The sequence below is a fragment of the Arthrobacter sp. NPDC055585 genome (genome assembly GCF_053619115.1).
The window spans coordinates 427,711-448,079 of the sequence record NZ_JBSHIT010000001.1 but is presented as its reverse complement, the minus strand read 5'-3'; the positions used below and the strand labels follow the sequence as shown (position 1 = coordinate 448,079).

Annotated in this window: 19 protein-coding genes; 13 read left to right on the top strand and 6 right to left on the bottom strand. The window is 65.2% G+C overall.

Annotated elements, in window-relative coordinates; translation table 11 throughout:
• The first annotated feature begins 74 nt into the window (after positions 1-74).
• The 13 genes from ACWGQ2_RS01915 to ligM all read left to right on the top strand — a co-directional run bounded on the left by ACWGQ2_RS01915 (position 75) and on the right by ligM (position 11,652).
• Entirely contained in the window at positions 75-431 is a 357-nt protein-coding gene (locus tag ACWGQ2_RS01915; RefSeq protein WP_452013773.1) for a protocatechuate 3,4-dioxygenase, read from the top strand.
• Entirely contained in the window at positions 424-1,308 is an 885-nt protein-coding gene (locus tag ACWGQ2_RS01910) for a class III extradiol dioxygenase subunit beta (RefSeq protein ID WP_452013771.1), read from the top strand. Before ACWGQ2_RS01915 ends, ACWGQ2_RS01910 begins: the two co-directional genes overlap by 8 nt.
• Entirely contained in the window at positions 1,301-2,671 is a 1,371-nt protein-coding gene (locus tag ACWGQ2_RS01905; protein ID WP_452013769.1) for an MFS transporter, read from the top strand. The genes ACWGQ2_RS01910 and ACWGQ2_RS01905 overlap by 8 nt, the downstream gene beginning before the upstream one ends.
• Positions 2,668-3,369, top strand: coding sequence for an alpha/beta fold hydrolase (locus tag ACWGQ2_RS01900; protein WP_452013767.1), 702 nt, complete (start codon positions 2,668-2,670; stop codon positions 3,367-3,369). The genes ACWGQ2_RS01905 and ACWGQ2_RS01900 overlap by 4 nt, the downstream gene beginning before the upstream one ends.
• Positions 3,370-3,407: 38 nt before the next feature.
• Positions 3,408-3,683 carry a muconolactone Delta-isomerase gene (locus ACWGQ2_RS01895; RefSeq protein WP_452013765.1) on the top strand — a complete coding sequence of 92 codons (276 nt, stop codon included), beginning with the start codon at positions 3,408-3,410 and terminating at the stop codon, positions 3,681-3,683.
• Positions 3,680-4,426 carry an SDR family NAD(P)-dependent oxidoreductase gene (locus tag ACWGQ2_RS01890; RefSeq protein ID WP_452013763.1) on the top strand — a complete coding sequence of 249 codons (747 nt, stop codon included), beginning with the start codon at positions 3,680-3,682 and terminating at the stop codon, positions 4,424-4,426. Before ACWGQ2_RS01895 ends, ACWGQ2_RS01890 begins: the two co-directional genes overlap by 4 nt.
• Positions 4,427-4,472: 46 nt before the next feature.
• Complete coding sequence (locus tag ACWGQ2_RS01885; RefSeq protein WP_452013761.1) at positions 4,473-5,198, top strand: PIG-L deacetylase family protein; 726 nt, start codon at positions 4,473-4,475, stop codon at positions 5,196-5,198.
• Positions 5,195-5,875, top strand: coding sequence for a 4-carboxy-4-hydroxy-2-oxoadipate aldolase/oxaloacetate decarboxylase (locus ACWGQ2_RS01880; protein ID WP_452013759.1), 681 nt, complete (start codon positions 5,195-5,197; stop codon positions 5,873-5,875). The genes ACWGQ2_RS01885 and ACWGQ2_RS01880 overlap by 4 nt, the downstream gene beginning before the upstream one ends.
• A 127-nt stretch (positions 5,876-6,002) precedes the next feature.
• Positions 6,003-7,505 carry a histidine kinase gene (locus ACWGQ2_RS01875; protein WP_452013757.1) on the top strand — a complete coding sequence of 501 codons (1,503 nt, stop codon included), beginning with the start codon at positions 6,003-6,005 and terminating at the stop codon, positions 7,503-7,505.
• A complete protein-coding gene (locus ACWGQ2_RS01870) occupies positions 7,505-8,176 on the top strand; it encodes a response regulator (RefSeq protein WP_452013755.1) in 672 nt (223 codons plus the stop codon). The genes ACWGQ2_RS01875 and ACWGQ2_RS01870 overlap by 1 nt, the downstream gene beginning before the upstream one ends.
• Positions 8,177-8,403: 227 nt before the next feature.
• Entirely contained in the window at positions 8,404-9,270 is an 867-nt protein-coding gene (locus tag ACWGQ2_RS01865; RefSeq protein ID WP_452013753.1) for a methylenetetrahydrofolate reductase, read from the top strand.
• A 109-nt stretch (positions 9,271-9,379) separates the two neighbouring features.
• A complete protein-coding gene (gene purU, locus ACWGQ2_RS01860; protein WP_452014484.1) occupies positions 9,380-10,213 on the top strand; it encodes a formyltetrahydrofolate deformylase in 834 nt (277 codons plus the stop codon).
• Between the two features lie 29 nt (positions 10,214-10,242).
• Positions 10,243-11,652, top strand: a complete 1,410-nt coding sequence (gene ligM, locus ACWGQ2_RS01855; RefSeq protein ID WP_452013751.1) for a vanillate/3-O-methylgallate O-demethylase — start codon at positions 10,243-10,245, stop codon at positions 11,650-11,652.
• Positions 11,653-11,672: 20 nt separating this feature from the next.
• On the opposite strand, the gene ACWGQ2_RS01850 is transcribed toward ligM, so the two are convergent.
• From ACWGQ2_RS01850 to ACWGQ2_RS01825, 6 genes are all read right to left on the bottom strand, one after another.
• Positions 11,673-12,593, bottom strand: a complete 921-nt coding sequence (locus ACWGQ2_RS01850) for a hypothetical protein (protein ID WP_452013749.1) — start codon at positions 12,591-12,593, stop codon at positions 11,673-11,675.
• Positions 12,594-12,676: 83 nt separating this feature from the next.
• Positions 12,677-15,487 (bottom strand): FAD-binding and (Fe-S)-binding domain-containing protein, encoded by a 2,811-nt coding sequence (locus ACWGQ2_RS01845; RefSeq protein WP_452013747.1) that lies wholly within the window; start codon positions 15,485-15,487, stop codon positions 12,677-12,679.
• 73 nt (positions 15,488-15,560) lie between these two features.
• Positions 15,561-16,220 carry a response regulator transcription factor gene (locus ACWGQ2_RS01840; RefSeq protein ID WP_452013745.1) on the bottom strand — a complete coding sequence of 220 codons (660 nt, stop codon included), beginning with the start codon at positions 16,218-16,220 and terminating at the stop codon, positions 15,561-15,563.
• A 48-nt stretch (positions 16,221-16,268) separates the two neighbouring features.
• Positions 16,269-17,615, bottom strand: coding sequence for a sensor histidine kinase (locus tag ACWGQ2_RS01835; RefSeq protein WP_452013743.1), 1,347 nt, complete (start codon positions 17,613-17,615; stop codon positions 16,269-16,271).
• A 101-nt stretch (positions 17,616-17,716) separates the two neighbouring features.
• On the bottom strand, positions 17,717-18,451 hold the full coding sequence (locus ACWGQ2_RS01830) for a FadR/GntR family transcriptional regulator (protein WP_452013741.1): 735 nt from the start codon (positions 18,449-18,451) through the stop codon (positions 17,717-17,719).
• A gap of 114 nt (positions 18,452-18,565) precedes the next feature.
• Complete coding sequence (locus ACWGQ2_RS01825; protein ID WP_452013739.1) at positions 18,566-20,290, bottom strand: L-lactate permease; 1,725 nt, start codon at positions 20,288-20,290, stop codon at positions 18,566-18,568.
• Positions 20,291-20,369 lie beyond the last annotated feature (79 nt).

The window sequence follows — 20,369 nt, the reverse complement described above, 5'->3', positions numbered from 1 at the left end:
GCCCATGACGGCGCCGCCCCCAGCTCCTAGGCTCGCTGTGAGCAGTACCACAACGGCAATAGGAGGGAGACACCGTGCCGTCCCACACCCCACGCATTGAGGGCACACACGTTTACGACACCCGGTCCAGCAGCCGCGGCCGTGCGCTGAACAAAATGCTGTTCTCGCTGAAGCACGCAGAGAACCGTGACCGGTTCACCGCGGACGAATCCGCCTATTGCGACGAATACAAACTCAATGAGGAACAAAAACAGGCAGTCCTGGACCGGGACTGGACGACGATGACCGAGATTGGCGCATCAATTTTCTACGTCGTCAAACTCGCGGCCGTCGACCGGAAATCGGTTCAGGACCTCGGTGCTGCTTTTACCGGCATGAGCACCGAGGAATTCATCGCAGCACTCAGAGCAGGAGGGCGGAAGTTTGGCTGACATCATTTGGGGCCTGGCAACCTCGCACGTTCCATCAATTGGTGCGGCGATGGATAACGGCAAGACCACGGACGAGTACTGGAAACCCCTTTTTGACGGTTATGCCCCGGCAAGGGAATGGATGGCAGCGCACAGGCCTGACGTTGCAATCGTTGTCTACAACGACCACGCCAATGCCCTGGACATGTCCATCATTCCCACCTTCGCCATCGGGACCGCGGACGATTACCAGGTTGCCGACGAAGGCTACGGGCCGCGGCGTGTTCCCAACGTTGTTGGCGCACCCGAGCTTTCCGAGCACCTGCTGGTGGAAATGGTGGGCGCAGGATTTGACCTCACCGTTTTCCAGGAACTCGACGTCGACCACGGGCTCACCGTCCCGCTGTCCGTGTATACCCCAGACCCGGGTGAAGCATGGCCGTGCTCCGTAGTTCCCATTCTGGTTAATGTCCTGCACTATCCGCAGCCGAGCGCCCAGCGCTGCCTGGATTTCGGTGAAGCGCTGGGAGAGGCAATCCGTTCCTTCCCCGAGGACATCAAAGTTGCCGTCTTCGGAACCGGGGGAATGTCCCACCAGCTTTCCGGTGCGCGGGCCGGCCTGATCAACGAGGAGTTCGACCGGAACTTCCTCGCCAAAATCGAAACGGACCCGCAGAGCCTCGCCCGGATCTCCCACGAGGAGTACATCCGCGAAGCGGGATCCGAAGGCATTGAGATGATCATGTGGCTGATCATGCGCGGCGCGCTCGGGGATGACATCCGGCGCGTCCACGACACGTACCATGTTCCGGCGTCGAACACGGCCGCAGCACTGGCACTGTTCGCGGTCGAAGCCCCCAGCCGCGTCCCGGCCATGGAGGCGGGCGTCAATGGCTGAGCTGCCTGCGGCACCGGCCACGGAAAACAGTGCCCTGCCCTCGGCCAAGAAGCGGCAGCAGGTGCTGGGTGCCAGCCTCATTGGCACCGCAATCGAGTGGTACGACTTCTTTATCTACGGTTCAGCGGCCGCGTTGATCTTCGGCCCGCAGTTCTTTCCAACGGATGATCCGCTGGCGGGAACACTGGCAGCCTTTGCCTCCTTCGCCGTCGGCTTCCTGGCGCGCCCGCTCGGCGGCCTGCTGATGGGCCACTTCGGCGACCGGGTTGGACGCAAGTCCATGCTGTTGTTCTCGATGCTGCTGATGGGCGGCGCGACGGTCGCGATCGGGCTGCTGCCGAACTATGCGGCGATCGGGATCTGGGCTCCCATCCTGCTGGTGTTTCTCCGGCTGCTCCAGGGCGTCGGCGTCGGCGGTGAATGGGGCGGTGCGGTTCTGATGGCGGTGGAGTATTCCCCCGCCCGCCGCCGGTCCCTCTACGGTTCCTTCCCGCAGATGGGTCTTCCGATCGGCATCATCGGCGCAAACGTCGTGTTCGTGATCGTCACGAACATTCTGGACCCCGGGGCCTTCGAAGCATGGGGCTGGCGGGTGCCCTTCCTGTTCAGCGCAGTACTGATCCTGATCGCGCTGTGGATGCGGCTGAAAATCGAGGACTCGCCGGCGTTCAAGGCGGTCAAACGGGAGAAGAGGGAAGTCAACGCTCCGATCCTCGACCTGTTCCGCAACCACACACGCACCGTGCTGCTGGCCGGAATCGTCTCAATCGCGGCCCCTGCAATCGGATATCTCTACTCGGTTTACATGCTGTCCTACGGAACCGGCACCCTTGGGCTGGGGCGGAACACCATGCTGCTGCTCATCATCTTCGGCGCTGTCTGCCACCTGGTGACAATTGCGCTGGGTGCGGTGCTCGCAGACCGGTTTGCGCAGAAGCCCGTCTTCCTCTGGGGCGCTGCACTGCTCACGGTGTGGGCCTTTCCCTTCTTCTGGCTGGTGGACAGCGGACAACCCGTCAACATCGCGGTGGCTTTCGCCGTGATCCTGCTGGGGCAGTCCCTGATGGCCGGGCCCCAGGCAGCCCTGATCGCTGAACTGTTCCCCACGGAGGTGCGCTACAGCGGGGCCTCAACGGCCTACCAGATCGGCTCCATCCTCGGGGGAGGGTTTATGCCGCTGATCGCGACCGGCCTGTACGTGGCCTTCAACTCCTCCACCCCAATCTCCGTATACCTGCTCCTGATGGGCCTGATCAGCTTCGCTGCCATGGCCGTTTTGAAAGTCGGGCGGTACCAGGCCTCGGCTGATGCCGGAGAGCAGCCGGACACGGACCGGCCGCTGACGAGGGGAGGCCGGGCATGAGCAGCATCGTCCTGGTCCACGGAGCCTGGCACGGCGGATGGTGCTGGCAGCGGGTGGTGCCATTCCTGGAAGACGCCGGGCACAGGGTCCTGACCCCAACATTGTCCGGCATCTCCGACCGGAGTCATCTGGTGAGTCCGTCAGTGGGTCTGGCGACCCACGTCGAGGACGTAGTTCAGCTAATTGAGGCCTATGACCTGGACAACGTCACGCTGGTGGGGCACAGCTACGCCGGGCAGGTCATCACCGGCGTGGCCGACCGGCTTCCCGGGCGCACCGCACGCCGGGTGCACCTGGACGGATTCATCGGCGATGGCCGGTCCGCCATTGAACTGCTGCCCCCGGCCGTAGCCGGCCACTACCGGGAGTCGGTGGAGCACGCGGGGTTTGGCTGGCTCATTCCGCCGCGTCCGCTCGAGAAACTGGGCATCACCGATTCAGCGGACAGGCAATGGCTGCTCCCGCGTCTGACACCTCATCCGTGGAAGACCTACACCGATCCGCTGCCGCTCACCGATGCCCACCGGAACGTACCGGGTGTCTTCATCGAGTGCGTGGACTGGATGAGGGTTTTCAAGACGTTTGCCGAGCAGGCGGCGGCGGACGGCTGGGAGACCCACGAGGTGAACTCCGGGCATGAAGCGATGGTGACGGCGCCGGAGCAGCTGGCCGCGGTGCTGCTGAAAGTCGTTGGCTGAGACCGGTACCGCCGGTTCCACAGAGAGGTTTGACCACAATGGAGTTTCTTGTCCGATTCGAAACGGCCCTGCCTGATTCCCTCAGTCCGGAGCAGGTGGCCGATCTCAAGGCGCGGGAGCGTGAGCGTGCCCTGGAGCTGCGCGGGGAGGGTGCGCTGAAGCGGTTGTGGCGGATTCCGGGCCGGCGCGCCGTCGTCGGGCTCTGGGAGACGGCGGACGCTACGGAACTGCACGAGGCACTGTCCTCATTGCCGCAGTTTCCCTGGATGGACGTCCGCATTGAGCCGCTGGCAACCCATCCGCAGGAACAATGACAGGGACCGGAAGCGGCCGGCTGCAGGGACGGACCGCCGTTGTGACCGGAGGAGCCGGCGGACTGGGCAGGGCGATAGCGGACCGTTTCGCCGCCGAGGGCGCCAACGTGGCTGTCCTGGACATCAAGGAACCGGATTCTGCCCCGGCACCTGAACTGCAGTTCCTCCGCTGCGACATCACTGATCCGGACCAGGTGGAAGCCGCCGTCCAGAGCGTGGCCAGGCGTTTTGGCGCACTGGACATTGTGGTGAACAACGCCGGAGTGCTCAGCGGGAGGAACAGCTTCCGGACGGTGACCTCCGAGGAAATGCACCGGTACTTCGACGTGAACGCGGTGGCACCGCTGCTGGTTGTCCAGAGCGCATATCCGTACCTGCAGCAAAGCTCCTTCCGCGGCCGGGTGATCAATGTTGCCTCCCGGACGTTCTTCACCGGCAGTGCAGGACAGGCCGCGTATGTAGCTTCCAAGGGGGCGCTCCTCGGACTGACACGCGTCCTGGCCAACGAGCTGGGCCCGGACAGGATCACAGTTAACGCCATAGTCCCGGCCCAGGTCCCCACCCCGGGGACCCGCACCTATTCGGGCGACGAAGTCTTTGCCGCCACCATGGCAAAACAGGCAATCAAGGAGCAGGTTGCTCCTGAGCAGTTCGCGTCGCTGGCTGTCTTCCTGGCATCTGCCGATGCAGACCTGATGACGGGCCAGACGCTTGTTTGCGACGGCGGGGGACTTATGAGGTGAACCGCCCCCAGACCACACCGAGTTCCAGCGACAGGCAAGAGAGAGCATGACACACCAGAAACAGTCCGTTGTAGTTTTCAGTGCCCATTCCGGCGACTTTGTCTGGCGGGCAGGGGGCGCAATCGCCCTGGCCTCTGCCCGGGGCGATGACGTGCGCGTCATCTGCCTGAGTTTCGGCGAGAAGGGCGAGTCCCAGGGCCTGTGGCGGCGCGAAGGAATGACCCTGGAGACGGTCCGGCAGATCCGCCGGGAAGAGGCTGCCCAGGCCGCCGAGACACTCGGAGCGGGCATTGATTTCCTGGACCTTGGCGACTACCCGCTGCAGGTTGACGACGACGCGTTCAACCACATTGTCGAACTGCTGCGAGGGTACCGGCCGGACACCATCCTGACGCACGTTGCCAACGACCCTTATAACCGGGACCACAACATGGCGCACGAGACGCTGCTGAGGGCACGGATGGTTGCCCAGGCGATGGGGCATCTGACCGACCAGCAGCCGCTTGGCGCCCCTCAGGTCCTGATGTTCGAACCGCACCAGCCGGAGATGTGCGGATTCTCCGTCGATCTCCTCCTGGACATCACGGATGTCTTCGACCGCAAGCAGGCCGCCATGAAGTGCATGGGAGCCCAGGACCACCTGGTGGACTATTACACCGAACTCGCTGGACGGCGCGGGGTGCAGGCAGTGCGCAACGGCGGGGCGAAATCCATCCGGTACGCCGAGGCACATTCCCGGCTGTTCCCGGTGGTTGGAAGGGAACTGGTATGAAACACCGGATAGTGCGTACGACGGCGGGACCGGACCCGGAGGCGCTGGCAGCCCTTGGGCGGCTCGGCGTGTCCACAGTCCATGAAGCGATGGGGAAGCGGGGGCTGGCAGATCCCGTGCTGCGGCCCATCTACCCCGGCGCCCGGATTGCCGGCCGTGCCGTGACCGTGCTGAGCCATCCCGGTGACAACCTCATGATCCATGCGGCCATTGAACAATGCGGTGCCGGGGACGTCCTGGTGGTGACTACAACGTCTCCGTCTGCGGACGGGATGTTCGGTGACCTGTTCGCCACCGCACTGAAAGCCCGGGGGACCCTGGGCCTGATCATCAACGCGGGCGTCCGGGACGTAGCAGACCTGACCGCGATGGGGTTCCCCGTATGGTCCAGGGCCGTCCACGCACAGGGCACCAACAAGCTGAACCCCGGGTCGATCAACGTTCCGATCATGCTCCCGGGTGTCAGCGTCATGCCCGGCGATGCGGTGCTTGCTGACGACGACGGCGTCCTGGTTGTGCCCCGGGCCGAAGCGCAGGATGCGGCGCGCAAAGCGCAGCACCGCGAGGACCTCGAGGCGGAAAAACGTGAGCAGTTCAAAGCCGGGGTACTGGGCCTGGACCTGTACAACCTCCGGCCCAAACTGAAGGAGCTCGGAATCGAGTATGTGGACGGCTGAACCAGCCCTGCCGGGGCCGCTCCGGTCCTGCCAGATGCCGGTGAGCCGCCCCGGAACCCGGGACCGGAAGTAGTACGCTGGGCGTCAATGCGACACAGGTCACAATGAAGAGACTGGAAGGTGGAACGTGCCGGGGGGTGAATGGGATGACTGGCCCGTAGGCCTGGCACATCTTGATGAGACGGGGCGTATCCTCAGCGCCAATTCCACCGCCCGGGACATGCTCAAGGGGCAGGCCCTTGACGCGTTCCAGGACCTGCTGTCGCGGAGCCCGCTGAACGAGGCGGGCACCCCCGCCGGAGCCGGCTGGAACTCAGGCTGGCTCGACGCCGGCGGCCAATCCATCGAGGTTGCATACCGTCATCAGTCATCCGGCGGGAAGTCCATGGTGGCGTTCTTTGACGTGACTGCCCGGCGGCAGCGGGAGCGGCGTGCCGCAGCTGTGGCCCGTACTGCTGCACGGGTCGCATCGGAACGGTCCCTGCCGGCGACGCTGAACGCCCTGGCCCACGAAATCCTGCAGGCAGACGGACTGGCCGGCGTGCAGGTCCTGACCAATGAACATTCAGGGGACAAGCTCCACATGCTGGGGATGGCCGGGTTCCCCTCCTCCCGAAGCAGCGCGTTCTTCTCGCTGCTGATGGAGTGCCGAAGACTGGGAGCGGACCTGAGGATGCTCGACTCCCTGGAGTCCTCCGCTCCGGTAGTCATTCCGCACCGCTACGCCGCAGTAATGTCCAACCCCGCCTGGAAACCGCTGCACGACTTTCACCGCTATCCCGAATGGGATGCGTTTGCCTCGCTCCCGATCAGGGTGCGGGAGAACACCATCGGAGTCCTCAATGTCTTCCTAAAACCCGGGCAGGAAATCGACGAGGAAGCGATGGAATTCCTGGTGTCCATGGCAGAGCAGGCGGCCCTGGCCATCGACTACGCCTCCCTGCTTGAAGAAGAACGAAGCGCGGCCCACCGCGAGGAACGGCAAAGACTGGCCCGGGACCTTCATGATTCGGTGGTGCAGCAGATTTTCTCCATGGGCATGCTGACCCGGACGCTGAATATCCTGGCTGGAACGCGCCCCGGCCAGGAGGACCAGCGCATCCAGGAGATCGCGGAGGAGCTCGAAGGGATCACCGGATCCGTGCTGAAGGACCTGCGCGGCTTGGTGGCCCAGCTGCGTCCCAGCGCCATTGAAGGAATAGGGCTGCCCGGAGCGCTGTCCCGGCTGGCCGCGGCCACGCACCGGCAAACCGGGGTGCGGTTCGACCTCCACGTCGACCCGGACCTTGGAAGCGTGGACGGGGGACTGGGCGAAGACCTCTACTACGTGGCAGCGGAGGCCGTGCACAACGCAGTGAAGCACTCGCCTGCGGATCTCATCAGCATTCACTGCTCCGCGGAAGACGGCCGGATCCGGCTGGTCATCCAGGACAACGGAAGCGGGCCGGATGCCAAGGAACCTGCCGCACCGCCCGCTGAAGAAGACGGCCACGGACTCTCATTTATGCGCCAGCGCGTCGAGCGCTGGCAGGGGAGCCTCACGGTGCTGCCGAAATTCGGCGGTGCCGGAACGGTAGTCCGCGCCGACGTCCCGCAGACAGCCAGCAAACGGATTCAAGGAGACAACTGATGGAGTCAACGGACCAGGGCAAACTGCGGGTGCTCATCGTCGATGACCACGCGATCGCCCGGCGGGGCATTTCCGCCTATATCGACGTCCTTGAGGACATTGTGGCGGCCGGACAGGCAGTGGACGGCCAGGACGCGCTGGAGCAGCTGGCAGCGCTCGCCGTCTACGGGGAACTGCCCCATGTGGTCCTCCTGGACCTCATGATGCCGCGGATGGACGGGACCGCCGCTTTGCGGGAGATCCGCCGGAAATACCCCCAGGTCAAAGTAGTTGTCCTGACGAGCTTTGGCGAGACCGAGCGGATGAATATGGTGATGCAGCTGGGAGCTTCCGGCTACTTGCTCAAGGATGCCGGGGCCCAGGAAGTAGCCGCCGCCATCCGTGCCGCCGCCCGGGATGAAGTCTTTATTGATACAACCATGGCCAGGAAGTTCACACAGATCATGACTTCGCCCGGAATTGGGGTTTCTTCCCTGACGGAGCGGGAGAAGACCGTGCTTCAGCTCGTGGGGACCGGAAAGTCCAACAAGGACATTGCCAGGGAACTGCACATCAGTGAGCGCACGGCCCGCACACACGTCTCCAACGTACTGGGCAAGCTCAACCTCTCCTCCAGGACCCAGGCGGCCCTGCTGGCAGTGAACGTGGGACTAACAGCCCCCACATTCTGAACCGCCCCTGCTCTGCCGGAGGAAAAGCGCCGCCCCCGGGCGGCGCTTTTTTCGTACCTGCCCCATTGCTCCCGCGCCGGGCCCGGCTGACAGGGAAGGTCTCTCCTCCCCGCGACAAACGTCGCGGTCATAGTTGGGACGCTTACCTTACGGACGGCGGGAACGTCATACCTAGAGTGAAGGCGTCTGGATCTTCGGCACCGGAGATCCGCCAACGAGGAGGACACATGGCACCGCGGCTGCTGGCAGCGACCGATGAACAGCGGAACACACTCGCGTCTCTGCTGGACAACATCGGATACGAGGTAATGCCTTTCAAAACGGCCAAGGAAAAGGTCGTAGCGGAGGTACCCCAGAGCATTCCGCTGACCATCACGGCAACCGGCGGCAAGGGCCTCGAACCCACCCTGGACACCGCCGTCTATCTCCGCGGACGGGGATATTCAGTTTCACCCCACCTTCCCGCCCGGTTGGTGCGCGGGCCCGAAGAACTGGACGCAATTGTCCGCCGGCTGGAAGCGGCCGAGATTGACCGGCTGTTCGTGATCGGCGGCGACGCCGAAGAGGCTGCCGGCGATTTCCCGGACGCCCACAGTCTGCTCACTGCCCTGACCGAGCGCGGACACCATTTCACCGACGTCGGCATTGGAGGATACCCGGAGGGACACGCGTCCTTCAGTGACTCCGTCATCCACAATGCCCTCCTGAAGAAGGCACCCCTTGCGACGCGCATCCTGACCCAGATCTGCTTCGATCCGCAGACCTTCCTCGAGTGGGGAACACGGGTTCACCGTGACGGCGTTTCGTTGCCGGTTTATGCCGGAATGCCCGGCCCGGTCAGCCGGCAAAAGCTCCTGCGGGTCTCGGCCGGACTGGGGCTGGGGCAGTCAGCCAACTTCCTCAAGAAGCAGCAGAACATGTTCTGGCGCTTCTTTACGCCCTCTGGCTACGAGCCCACCCAGCTCATCCGGGGGCTGGTCCAGTCGCTGCCGGACAGCGGTGCAGTGGTCAAAGGGTTCCACATTTTTACGTTCAACGACCTGGCCCAGACCGAAGCCTGGCGGCAGGGCATGCTCAAACAGGCGCACGGCTAACCGATTAGGAGTATCAGTGGAAACCTTCACCGCTTCCCTGTCCTCGCCCGCCGCAACGGCCGTTCCGCAGGCGCCGGTACCTGAGCAGGGACAGGACAACCTCGCCCGGCTGGTGCTCAAGGGAACGGACCAATCGGGCATCGTGGCAGCTGCCACCGACGCCCTGGCCCGCTTCGGCGCCAACATCGTCTCCCTGGATCAGCACACCTCCGATCCGGCCGGCGGCCGTTTTTTCCAGCGCACGGTCTTCACACTGCCGAACCTCTCAGCAGCCGTTGATGAGCTTCGTGGGGCCCTGGGCACACGCCTTGCCGAATTCGGCCTTGACTGGCAGCTGATCGAGGCGCGGAAACGCAAACGTGTGGCAGTATTCGTGTCCAAGTCAGACCACTGCCTGCTGGATCTGCTGTGGAGGCAGCGCCGGGGGGAACTTCCGATCAACATCACGATGGTGGTTTCAAACCATCCTGACCTCAGCGAGGACGTCCGCGCATTCGGCATTCCGTATTTCTACATTCCGGCAGACAGGGCCCGGCGCACGGAAGCAGAAGCACGGCAGCTCGAACTCATCCAGGGGAACGTGGATTTGATTGTCCTGGCCCGCTACATGCAGATCATCACCGAGGACTTCATTGAGCAGGCCGGCGTTCCCATCATCAACATTCACCACTCGTTCCTCCCCGCATTTATCGGCGCCGGGCCCTACCGCAAGGCAAAGGAGCGCGGAGTAAAGCTCATCGGAGCGACCGCCCACTACGTGACCAAGGACCTGGATGAAGGGCCGATCATCAGCCAGGACGTGATCAGCGTCAGCCACCGCGAATCCGTAGCGGATCTCCAGCGCCGGGGCGCCGACGTCGAACGCCGTGTGCTGTCCACCGCCGTTCAGGCACATTGCGAGGACCGGGTCATCCGCGACGGCAACGTGACCATCGTCTTCTAACGACTTATCACTACGAAAGGAAAACCAAGATGACCAAGACTTCCCTGCAGGAGGTACTGGACGCGTCCGGCAACATCGTGGACCACCTGCGAAATGTGCAGGTCGGGGCCTACGTTTATCCGGTTGTGGCAGCCGAATTCACCAACTGGCGCAATGAAGTCAGGTCCTGGCGCGAATCCGCGGTGCTGTTCGACCAATCCCACCACATGGACAACCTGTTCATCTCCGGGCCGGGGGCACTGCAGCTGATCTCTGACACGGCGATCAACTCCATGTCGAATTTTCCCGTGAACAAGGCAAAACAGTACGTTCCGGTCACGCCGTACGGCCATGTCATCGGGGACGGAATTCTTTTCCGGGAGGCCGAACAGGAATTCGTCTACGTAGGCCGTTCCCCGGCTGCGAACTGGCTGCTCTACAACGCCGAAAAGGGCGGTTATGACGTCGAAATGAAGACCGACCGTCGCTCGCCGTCGCGGCCCATGGGCAAAGCGGTTAGCCGTGAATACTGGCGCCTGCAGATCCAGGGCCCGCGTGCCTGGGAAGTGATCGAGAAGGTCAACTGCGGTCCGCTCGAGCAGCTCAAGTTCTTCAACATGTCCTACATGAACGTAGGCGGAACGCAGGTGCGGACCCTGCGCCATGGCATGGCGGGGGCCCCGGGCCTGGAACTCTGGGGACCCTATGGGGACTATGAGAGGATCCGGGAAACGATCCTGGAAGCCGGAGCGGAGTTCGGACTGGAGCCGGCCGGGTCACGGGCCTACTCCTGCAACACGCTTGAATCCGGCTGGATACCGTCACCGCTGCCCGGCATTTACAGCGGAGAGAAGCTGGCGGACTACCGCCGCTGGCTCGGCGCGGACAGCTACGAGGCCAATTCCGCGGTGGCGGGCTCCTACGTGCCGGATTCAGTTGAGGGCTACTACACCACTCCCTGGGAACTGGGGTACGGATCGTTTATCAAGTACGACCACGACTTCATTGGCCGGGAAGCACTGGAAGCAATGGATCCCCAGGCCCAGCGGAAGAAGGTCACGCTGGCATGGGACGGTAACGACGTCGCCACCATTCATGCCTCGATGTACCAAAAGGACGAGCTGCCCTATAAGTTCTTCGACCTTCCGAACGCGAACTACGGGGCTTCGAACTTCGACTCCGTGGTGGATGAGTCCGGTGACATTGTGGGCGTCTCGATGTTCACCGGCTACAGCTGGAATGAAAAGCGGCCGCTTTCACTGGCCATCGTTGATCCTGACGTGGAAATCGGATCCCAGCTGAAGGTGGTCTGGGGCGAACCGGACGGCGGCACCAGGAAGTCTTCAGTCGAACCTCACCGCCAGTACCGGGCGGGAGTGGACGTCAGCCCCGTGCCCTACTCCGAAGTGGTCCGCCGCGACTACACGGAAGACGGATGGCGGAAGGCTGTAGGCGTCTAGAAACCAGCACGCGGCACCGCTCAGCTGAAGGGCGCCGGGCGGACGTAGACCGGCGTTTCTTCCGCGGCGGTGCCGGCAGGCAGGAGCGCGGTCCGGGTCAGGTCAGCCGGGGCAATGAGGGCGTGTTCGGCCCCGGCCCCGGCTGCACCCTGCTCGATGCCGCCGGACACTGCCGCATCACCGCCAAACACGGCCAGCCCGTCGCTGAGGTAGACCCCGATGACGGGGTTTCCGCACCGGCCGCGGGCCACTACCAGTGAGCCGGGCCGGGCGGAGGAAGCATCCGCCACCACCGCACCGTAATCCGGGTGACCGGTGAACCAGTTGAGAATGTCCTGCGGTCCGCAGCCGGTGAAGGTGTAGCCGGCGCTCCGCAGGGCACGGGTCACCAGTGCGGTGCCGTCCCCGGCTGAGCCGCCGGCCATTCCGGCACGAACTGAGGTGTACACGGCTGCCTCGGCAGTTCCCGGATGGGCGGCGGTATAGGCATCGGCGGCGGCGAGGGCAGCGGCAACGCGGTCCCGTTCGGCGGCATCCCAGGCGGTTCGGGAAGCTGTCTCCAGCTGTTCACCGTCAACCGGCACCATGTCTTCCGATCCGGCGGAGTCTTCCGATGCGGCGTTCACACCGCCGCCGGACGTCTCCCCGCCCGGATCCTCGGTGGCAGCCACACCGGCATCCGGCGCGGGTGCCTTCCCGGGATCCGGAGCGGGGGAGACGGGAACCGTTGTGGGTGCGGGGACGGCAACGTACTCGCGGACAGGGGCTTCCGGCTCGGCCTCGGCGGGAACGCTGAGGGTGGGCGACGGCGCCGGAACCAGCGTGCGGTACGGTTCAGCCTCGCCGGGACCCGTCCGGGCCAGCGCCGAGAGTCCTGCAGCGGAAGCACCGAGCGCCAGCACCAGCACACCGGCAGCCACGGCGTTCTTGGACTTGCTCATTCAAGCTCATCCTCCGAAAGGATGTGGTGTCTGCTTTCCCTTCGATTGTGCTCCCGTGCAGCCACCGGAGTCGAACCGGCGCGTCAGCGGGTGGCTTCAGCCAGGTACTCCAGGATGTGGCGGTAGTCGTGGCCGGTTGCCTTGGTCATGCCAATTTCGCAGGTGCGGTTCACTGAGGCATATCCGTCGAAGACCCGCGCGTTGATTTCCTCCGCCTGCTTCTGCGTTGCCGAAGCCGTCAGTTCAGGATGGAGCAGCCCGCGGTCTCCCGCGAACGCGCAGCAGCCCCAGCTTGGCGGCACAAAGACCTCGGAACTGACCGCAGCCGCAATTTGCGTGAGGGCATCGTTGGCGCCCAGCTGGGTGGAGGAGCAGGTCGGATGCAGTGCGAGGGACCCCAGCTTCCGGGTTACCTCCAGCCGCGGCAGGACAGCATCGCGGACAAAGTCCACCGAATCGACGAACCGCAGGCCAGGGTAAACCGGGCTTTCCCCGGCCAGCCGCTTCATGGTGTCCAGGCCTTCGGTGCAGGACGCGGCGTCGCACACCACCGGCAGCTCACCGCCGTTGGTGGCGACCCACAGGTTGGCCAGGACCTTTTCCGTCATGACCTCGTAGCCGGAGGTGAAGCCCTTGGACTTCCACGGCGTGCCGCAGCACAGGTTCTCGATGCCCTTGGGTACGCGGACACCAACACCGGCCCGTTCACACAGCTCCATGAACGCCGGGCCGGATCCTTCGCCGCCCTTGGCCGGGCCGAACATGGTGCCGATGCAGGCCGGGAAGAACACTGCCACCGGATCCGCATCCTCATGGGCGGTACGCCGGGATCCGCCGGCGGGCAGCACGGTCTCATAGGACTGGACGTTGTCCGCGCCCAGGACAGCACGGCCGACGGCGGTGGCCAGCTTGGGCAGGGGAGAGGGCACGGCCTTGGCCAGGCTCAGGGCCTTTCCTCCCACGGAGGTCATGGGGCCCCAGCGCCCGGCGGCGGCCTTCCAGCCGGCACCGGCAGCCTTGTTGGAGTTCTCCGCGCGGAGCCGGCGGACCAGGTCGCCGGTGTTGATCAGCACCGGGCAGGCTGTGCCGCACATGCCGTCCACGGCGCAGGTCTGCACGCCGTCGTAGTCATAGTCAGCGCGCAGGGTGGCGGCGAGGACCGAGTCGCCGCGGGCCTCGGCGTCGGCGATTTCCCGTCGCAGGACAATGCGCTGGCGCGGGGTGGTGGTGAGGTCCTTGCTGGGGCACACGGGTTCGCAGTAGCCGCATTCCACGCAGCGGTCCACTTCCTCTTCGACCGTGGGGGCCACCTTGAGGTTCTGCACGTAGGAGCGCGGGTCGTCGTTGATCAGCACGCCCGGGTTCAGGAGGTTGGCCGGGTCGATCAGCCGCTTGATCTCGCACATGACCTCGTACAGCTCATCGCCGTACTGGCGGCGGACGTAAGGTGCCATGATCCGGCCGGTGCCGTGCTCGGCCTTCAGCGAGCCGCCCTCGCCGAGCACCAGGTCCACCATTTCCTCGGTGAACGCCTCGTAGCGGGCCAGTTCGGCCGGGTCGTTGAAGTTCTCATTGAGCATGAAGTGGATGTTGCCGTCCTTGGCATGCCCAAAGATCACCGAATCCCGGTAATGGTGTGCGGTGAACAGGGTGGCCAGTTCGGCGCAGGTGCGGGCCAGCGACGGCACCGGCACCACAATGTCTTCCAGCAGGGCGTTGGTGCCGGACGGGCGGGCACCGGCCACCGTGGTGTAGAGGCCCTTGCGCATGTGCCACATGCCGGCCCGGTCCCGGGCGTTGGTGGTCATGGCGAACGGAGCGGCCAGGCGCAGTGACTCGAACAGCGGCTGGGAAGCGTCCCGCTTGGCTTCGAGCTCCTCGGCGGTGGCGGCCTGATGCTCCACCAGCAGTGCGGCGTGGGACTGGACTTCCAGATTCCGCAGCTCCAGCGGCGCATCGGCGGCCAGCCGGGCAACGCGCAGCGAGGTGGCGTCCATCAGTTCCACGGTGGCCAGCCCGGAAGCGGTGAGCTCGGGCAGCGCGGTGGCAGCGGCGTCGAGCGTGTCAAAGAACATCAGGCCGGTGGCGACCTTGGGCAGCGCCGGAACGGTCCGGAAAGTCGCCTCTGCCACGAAGCCCAGGGTGCCTTCGCTGCCGATCATCAGGTGCGCCAGGATTTCCGCCGGGTTCTCGAAGTCCAGGAAGGAGTTCAGGCCGTAGCCCATGGTGTTCTTCATCGAGAACAGGCGGGTAATGGTGGCGACGGAATCCGGGTTCGCCACGATCCGCCCGCGCAGCCGCAGCAGCCCCTCGAACAGCTCCGGTTCCAGGGCACGGAGCTTCTCCTCGGCGTCGGGCGCCCCGGTGTCCAGGACGGTGCCGCTGGCCAGGACCAGGACCATCGATTCGAGGGTCCGGTAGGTGCTGAACTCGGTGCCGCACGCCATGCCGGAGGAGTTGTTGGCCACGACGCCGCCAATGGTGCAGGCGATTTCGCTGGCCGGATCGGGGCCCAGCTTCCGGCCGAAGGCAGCCAGCCGGGAGTTCACCGACCGCACCGTGGCACCGGGGGCAACCCTGACGCGGGCACCGCCGTCGAGCACTTCAATGTCCCGGAAATGGTGGCGCGTGTCGATCAGGAGGCTGTCGCTGACGGCCTGGCCGGAGAGGGAGGTTCCTCCGGAGCGGAACGTGGCGGGGATGCCCAGTTCACGGCTGCGGCGCAGCAGCTGCGCTACGTCGGCGGTGCTGGACGGAGTGGCGACGGCCTGGGGGACCAGCAAGTAGTGGGAGGCATCGTGCGCCATTTTCCGGCGGTCGATTTCCCGGGTGCTGATGCCCTCGCTGCCGAGGCCTGAGATTGCTGGTGCGGAGTGCTCTGCTGTGACTGACATACGATCCTGATCCATGACATAGACGGGGATTTGTCTCCCGAATCAACTCTATGCCCGGGACACAGTGAATTGGTCAGGCCACACCCGGCGAGGCGGCCTGCAGATACTGCAGGACGGCCAGGACCCGCCTGTGGTCCCCGGCCGCCGGTGCCAGGTTCAGCTTGCTGAAGATGGAAGTGATGTGCTTCTCCACCGCGCCGGCGGAGAGGAACAGTTCAGCACAAATGCCGGCATTTGTCCGTCCCTGCGCCATGAGGTCCAGGACATCCGTCTCCCGCGGAGTCAGCGATCCCAAGCCGGCAGTGTTCCCGGACCCCATCAGCTGCCGCACGACTTCCGGGTCCAGCACGGTTTCCCCGGCCCGGATGCGTTCGAGCGCGTCCAGGAAACTGCGCACATCCGCCACCCGGTCCTTGAGCAGGTATCCGGTACCGCTCGGCTCGCCGGCAAACAGCCGGGTGGCGTAGCGGGTCTCCACATACTGGGACAACAGCAGGACGCCGATCTCGGGCCGGGTCTCCCGCAGGGACAGTGCGGCCCGGATGCCCTCGCTGGTGTGGGTGGGCGGCATTCGGTTGTCCAGGATTACGACGTCGGGATGTGCGGTTTCCAGCGCGGTGAACAGTTCCTCGGCGTCCCCGGCCGCAGCCACCACCTCGTGGCCGCGGCCGGCCAGGAGTTCCACCAGCCCGGCACGCAGCAGGGCTGAATCCTCGGCAATCGCAATCTTCATACCTGTAGCCTGCCGCATGGAACCGCCCAACGCTGCCACGGTTCTGCCCTAACCAAGCGGAAGGCTGACCGTCACCGACGTGGGACCGCCCGCGGGCGACGAGATGTGCAGCGTGCCGTCCACGGTGCGGACCCGTTCAGCCAGCCCGGCCAGGCCGGTGCCTGCTGCGGGATCGGCACCGCCGGTCCCGTTGTCGGTAACGGTGAGGAAGAGCCGGTTGTCCTGGCCGGAGACTGAGATCCAGGCTCCCGTGCCGCTGGAGTGCTTGACGGCGTTGTTCAGCAGCTCCGCCGCACTGTAGTAGGCGATGGCCTCCACAGCGGGGGCTGGCCGGACGCCAAGCCGGTAGTCCAGCTCCACCGGCAGCGGCGCGGTCGCGGCCAGTGACTCCAGTGCGGCGTCGAGCCCGTCATTCAGGACCGCCGGGCGGATGCCGCGGGCAATTCCGCGCAGGTCTGCCAGAGCGTCCTTGGCGGTTCCGTGGGCGCTGTCCAGCAGGCGCTGCAGGTCCTCGTTTGCATCTCCGGCGGACAGCCGGTCCCGGGCGTCGCCCAGTTTCATGGCGATGGCAACCAGCTGGGCCTGCGTGCCGTCGTGCAGGTCGCGTTCAATCCGGGCCAGCCGTGCGTCCGCGGTGTTGACCGAGCTGCTGCGGCTGGCTTCCAGGTCGCGGACCCGTTCCTGGGCGGCGGTGGGGCCCAGCAGTGCGGCTGCGAGGAGACCCTGGAGTTTGGCGGCGCCGTTGTTGATGGCCGGCCAGAGCACGAACGTCAGGAGGATGCCGACTGCAATGTAGGCAAGCTGCCACCAGAAACCGTCCACGAACACGTCCGGGGCGATCATGCTGCCCCGGTGCCAGCTGCCGTCGGACGCCTGCATCGGGGGGAGCCACTGGGACCAGTACCAGTGGGTCATGCAGCCCAGACCGGTGACCAGGAAGGTGATGCTGAGAACTGCTGCGGTCACGGACGTCACAAAACTGACGCCCATGTGGGCGATCGCCCGCCAGCCGGCCGTATCAGCCAGTCCGGAGCGCAGGAAGCCAAAGAATCCGGGCCGCGAGGCAAAGGGGGCCGGTGCCGGGACGTTCCGGCCCAGGAGGGACGCGGTGAGACCCCGGTTGACCGTGCCCCAGAACCTTGCCGCCACAACCATGGCGGCAACAATGACCAGTCCCACCACGGTCACCAGCAGGGAAGCTCCGAGGGACACAGTGGTCACCGCGTAAGTGAAGGCCAGGGGAGCCAGCAGGAGGCTCACACAGTGGTAGCCGAAGGCGCGCCAGGTGGCGCTGCGGAAGAACGCCGGACGCCGGATCTGCCTGTCGCGCGGGGGAGCTGGCGCGAACTCGGCTTCTGGTGCGGCACCTGGTTCGGAGGCGTAGGTATTGGTCATGAATCCAGCTTCCTACGCGGCGGCGCGTGCCACCATGGGGTTTTCCCCCGTTGTGCGGCGGGGGATGTCGGCAGGGATGTCCCGCCCGCCACGGCCCGGGCCTATCCGTCCGCAGCAGGAATCTGGGCGTAGAACCAGGTGATGTGTTCGCGCAGGCGGTCCGCGGCCAGCACGCCGTCGCGGGCAGCAACGGCGTCGTAAATCCCGTGGTGCTGCTCGCGCAGGGCGGTAAGGATCCGGGGCCAGTCGTCGAAGTTGTCCATGGCGTCTTTGACGTAGCCGCGGATCGCCCCGCTGAGAGAATCCATCATGGTTTCAATGACCGAGTTCCCGGCCAGGGAGCTGAGCTCCACGTGGAAGCGGGCGTCCAGCGTGTGGAAGGTGTCCCGGTCAAGGTCCGGACGGTCCATGGCTTCGAGCAGGTCGCGGGCGCGGTCCAGCGCGGCCTGCTTCTCGGGGCTGTCCGGGGCGCCGGCGGCCGCCTGGGCGGCCCAGGTTTCAAGCAGCACGCGGGTCTCCACAATGTCCTCCACGGAGAGCCGGCTGCTGGCCATGTGCAGGCGGAGGGCGGAGGAAAGCCCGGCCGAGGGCTCGGAAACGATGATCGCCCCGGACTTGGGACCGGAACCGGAGGACGAGCGGAGCACTCCCATGGCGTCCAGGATCCGGATGCCTTCCCGGACAGAGGCGCGTGAAATGCCGTAGGTTTCCGCCAGCGTTCGTTCACCCGGCAGCTGGTCGCCAAGTTTGATGGCACCGGAGCGGAGGTCGGCTTCGATGTTCTCCAGCAGCAGGTCATAGCTGCGGCGGGGCGGGAGGGAGGTGGGAGAGGTCACTGCAATATCCTTGCACGGGCACAGCGGGCGGACGGTCTTTTGTTGTCACAGAGGATTAAACGGACCGGCCCGGGAGAATCCCCGTGAGGGATGTCCCGGGCCGGCCGTTCTTAGTTACGGAAGCATCCAGCCAAGCACCGGGGTGGACTGCAGGTAAACAACGGTGCAGAGCACCAGGAGCAGGGCCACGCTCCAGCCCACCACCTTGCGCAGCAGCACGGATTCCTGGCCGTCCAGCTTCACGGCGGTCACGGCGATCGCCAGGTTCTGCGGGCTGATCAGCTTGCCCACGACGCCGCCGGTGGTGTTCGCGGCCACCAGCAGGTTCGGATCGATCCCGGCTTCAAGCCCGGCGGTCTGCTGGAGGCGGGCGAACAGGGCGTTCGCGGAGGTGTCGGAACCGGTAACCGCGGTCCCCACCCAGCCCAGCACGGGGGAGAGGAACGCGAAGAACGCGCCCGTTCCGGCCAGCCAGGTTCCGATCGAAACGGTCTGCCCCGAGAAGTTCATGACGTACGCCAGGGACAGAACGGACAGGATGGTCAGGCCGGCCCAGCGCATGTTCCACACGGTCCGGCCGATTTCGGCCACACCGGCGCCAACGGTCATCTTGTAGCGTCCGCCGTCGTCGAACTTGGAGTAGACGAAGGAAACGATCAGGCCCGTGATCAGCAGCAGGGTGCCGGGGGTGGAGAGCCAGTTGAACGTGTAGATGGTGGAGGAGACCGGTTCACCTGCGGCGTCCACCAGGCGTTCGTGCAGCACGGGCCACGGAACCTTGATATCCGTGGAGGCCAGGAACGCGGGGATATCCACGCCAATCTTCCAGAGCTTGGCGATGCCGAAGATGATGATCACCAGGAAGTACGGGAAGAGTGCCAGCCAGGTGCGGGATGCGGTCAGGGAGTTCTCGTCGCGCACGGCAACAGAACCACCGGCCGAACCGGACTTGCCGGCACCGGATCCGGCCATCGCCATCTCGGGCAGGCCCATGCGGACCCGTGCGCCCTCGATGCCCCGCGGCTGCCAGAAGCGCAGGAACACCACAGCGGCGCCCAGGCCGGCCAGGGCGGCAACAATGTCGGTCAGTTCGTAGGAGAAGTAGGTGGAGCACAGCACCTGGGCTCCGGCGAAGGCAACGCCGGTTACGACGGCGGCGGGCCAGGTTTCCTTGATGCCGCGGAAGCCGTCCAGGATAAAGACCAGGATCAGGGGAACCACGACGGCGAGCAGCGGAGCCTGGCGGCCCACAACGGCACCGATGTGGTCCGCGTCGAGGCCCGTGAGGTTGGCAGCCGTGGTGATCGGGATGGCCATGGCACCGAAGGCAACCGGGGCGGTGTTGGCCACCAGTACGGCGGCGGCGGCCTTCATCGGCTTCAGGCCCAGGGCGACCAGCATGGTGGCGGTGATTGCCACGGGAGCACCGAATCCTGCCAGTGCCTCGAGCAGGCCGCCGAAGCAGAAGGCGACCAGGATCGCCTGGATGCGCACGTCGCCGCCGCCGATTACGTCAAAGACGCGGCGCAGGTCCTCAAAGCGTCCGCTCACCACGGTCACCTGGTACAGCCAGATCGCCATGATCACGATCCACACCACGGGGAACGCACCGAAGACGGCGCCCTGGGACGCGGACAGCAGGGCCAGGCCGGCGGGCATCTTGAACGCCCAGATGGCGACGGCGATCGCCACCAGCAGTGACAACCCGCCTGCCACGTGGGCTTTGACCTTCACGAAGGCCAGCAGGATAAAGAACGTGAGCAGGGGGATTAGCGCCACGATGGCGGATGCGGCAACGCTGCCGAACACCGGATCAGTGGTGGCGGTGAAGTGATCCACGGGGGACCTCCGGGGGTATGAACTGACGGGAAGTTGGTCAGACCACAATGGTCAGACCATGGAACTCTAGCGCACTCCG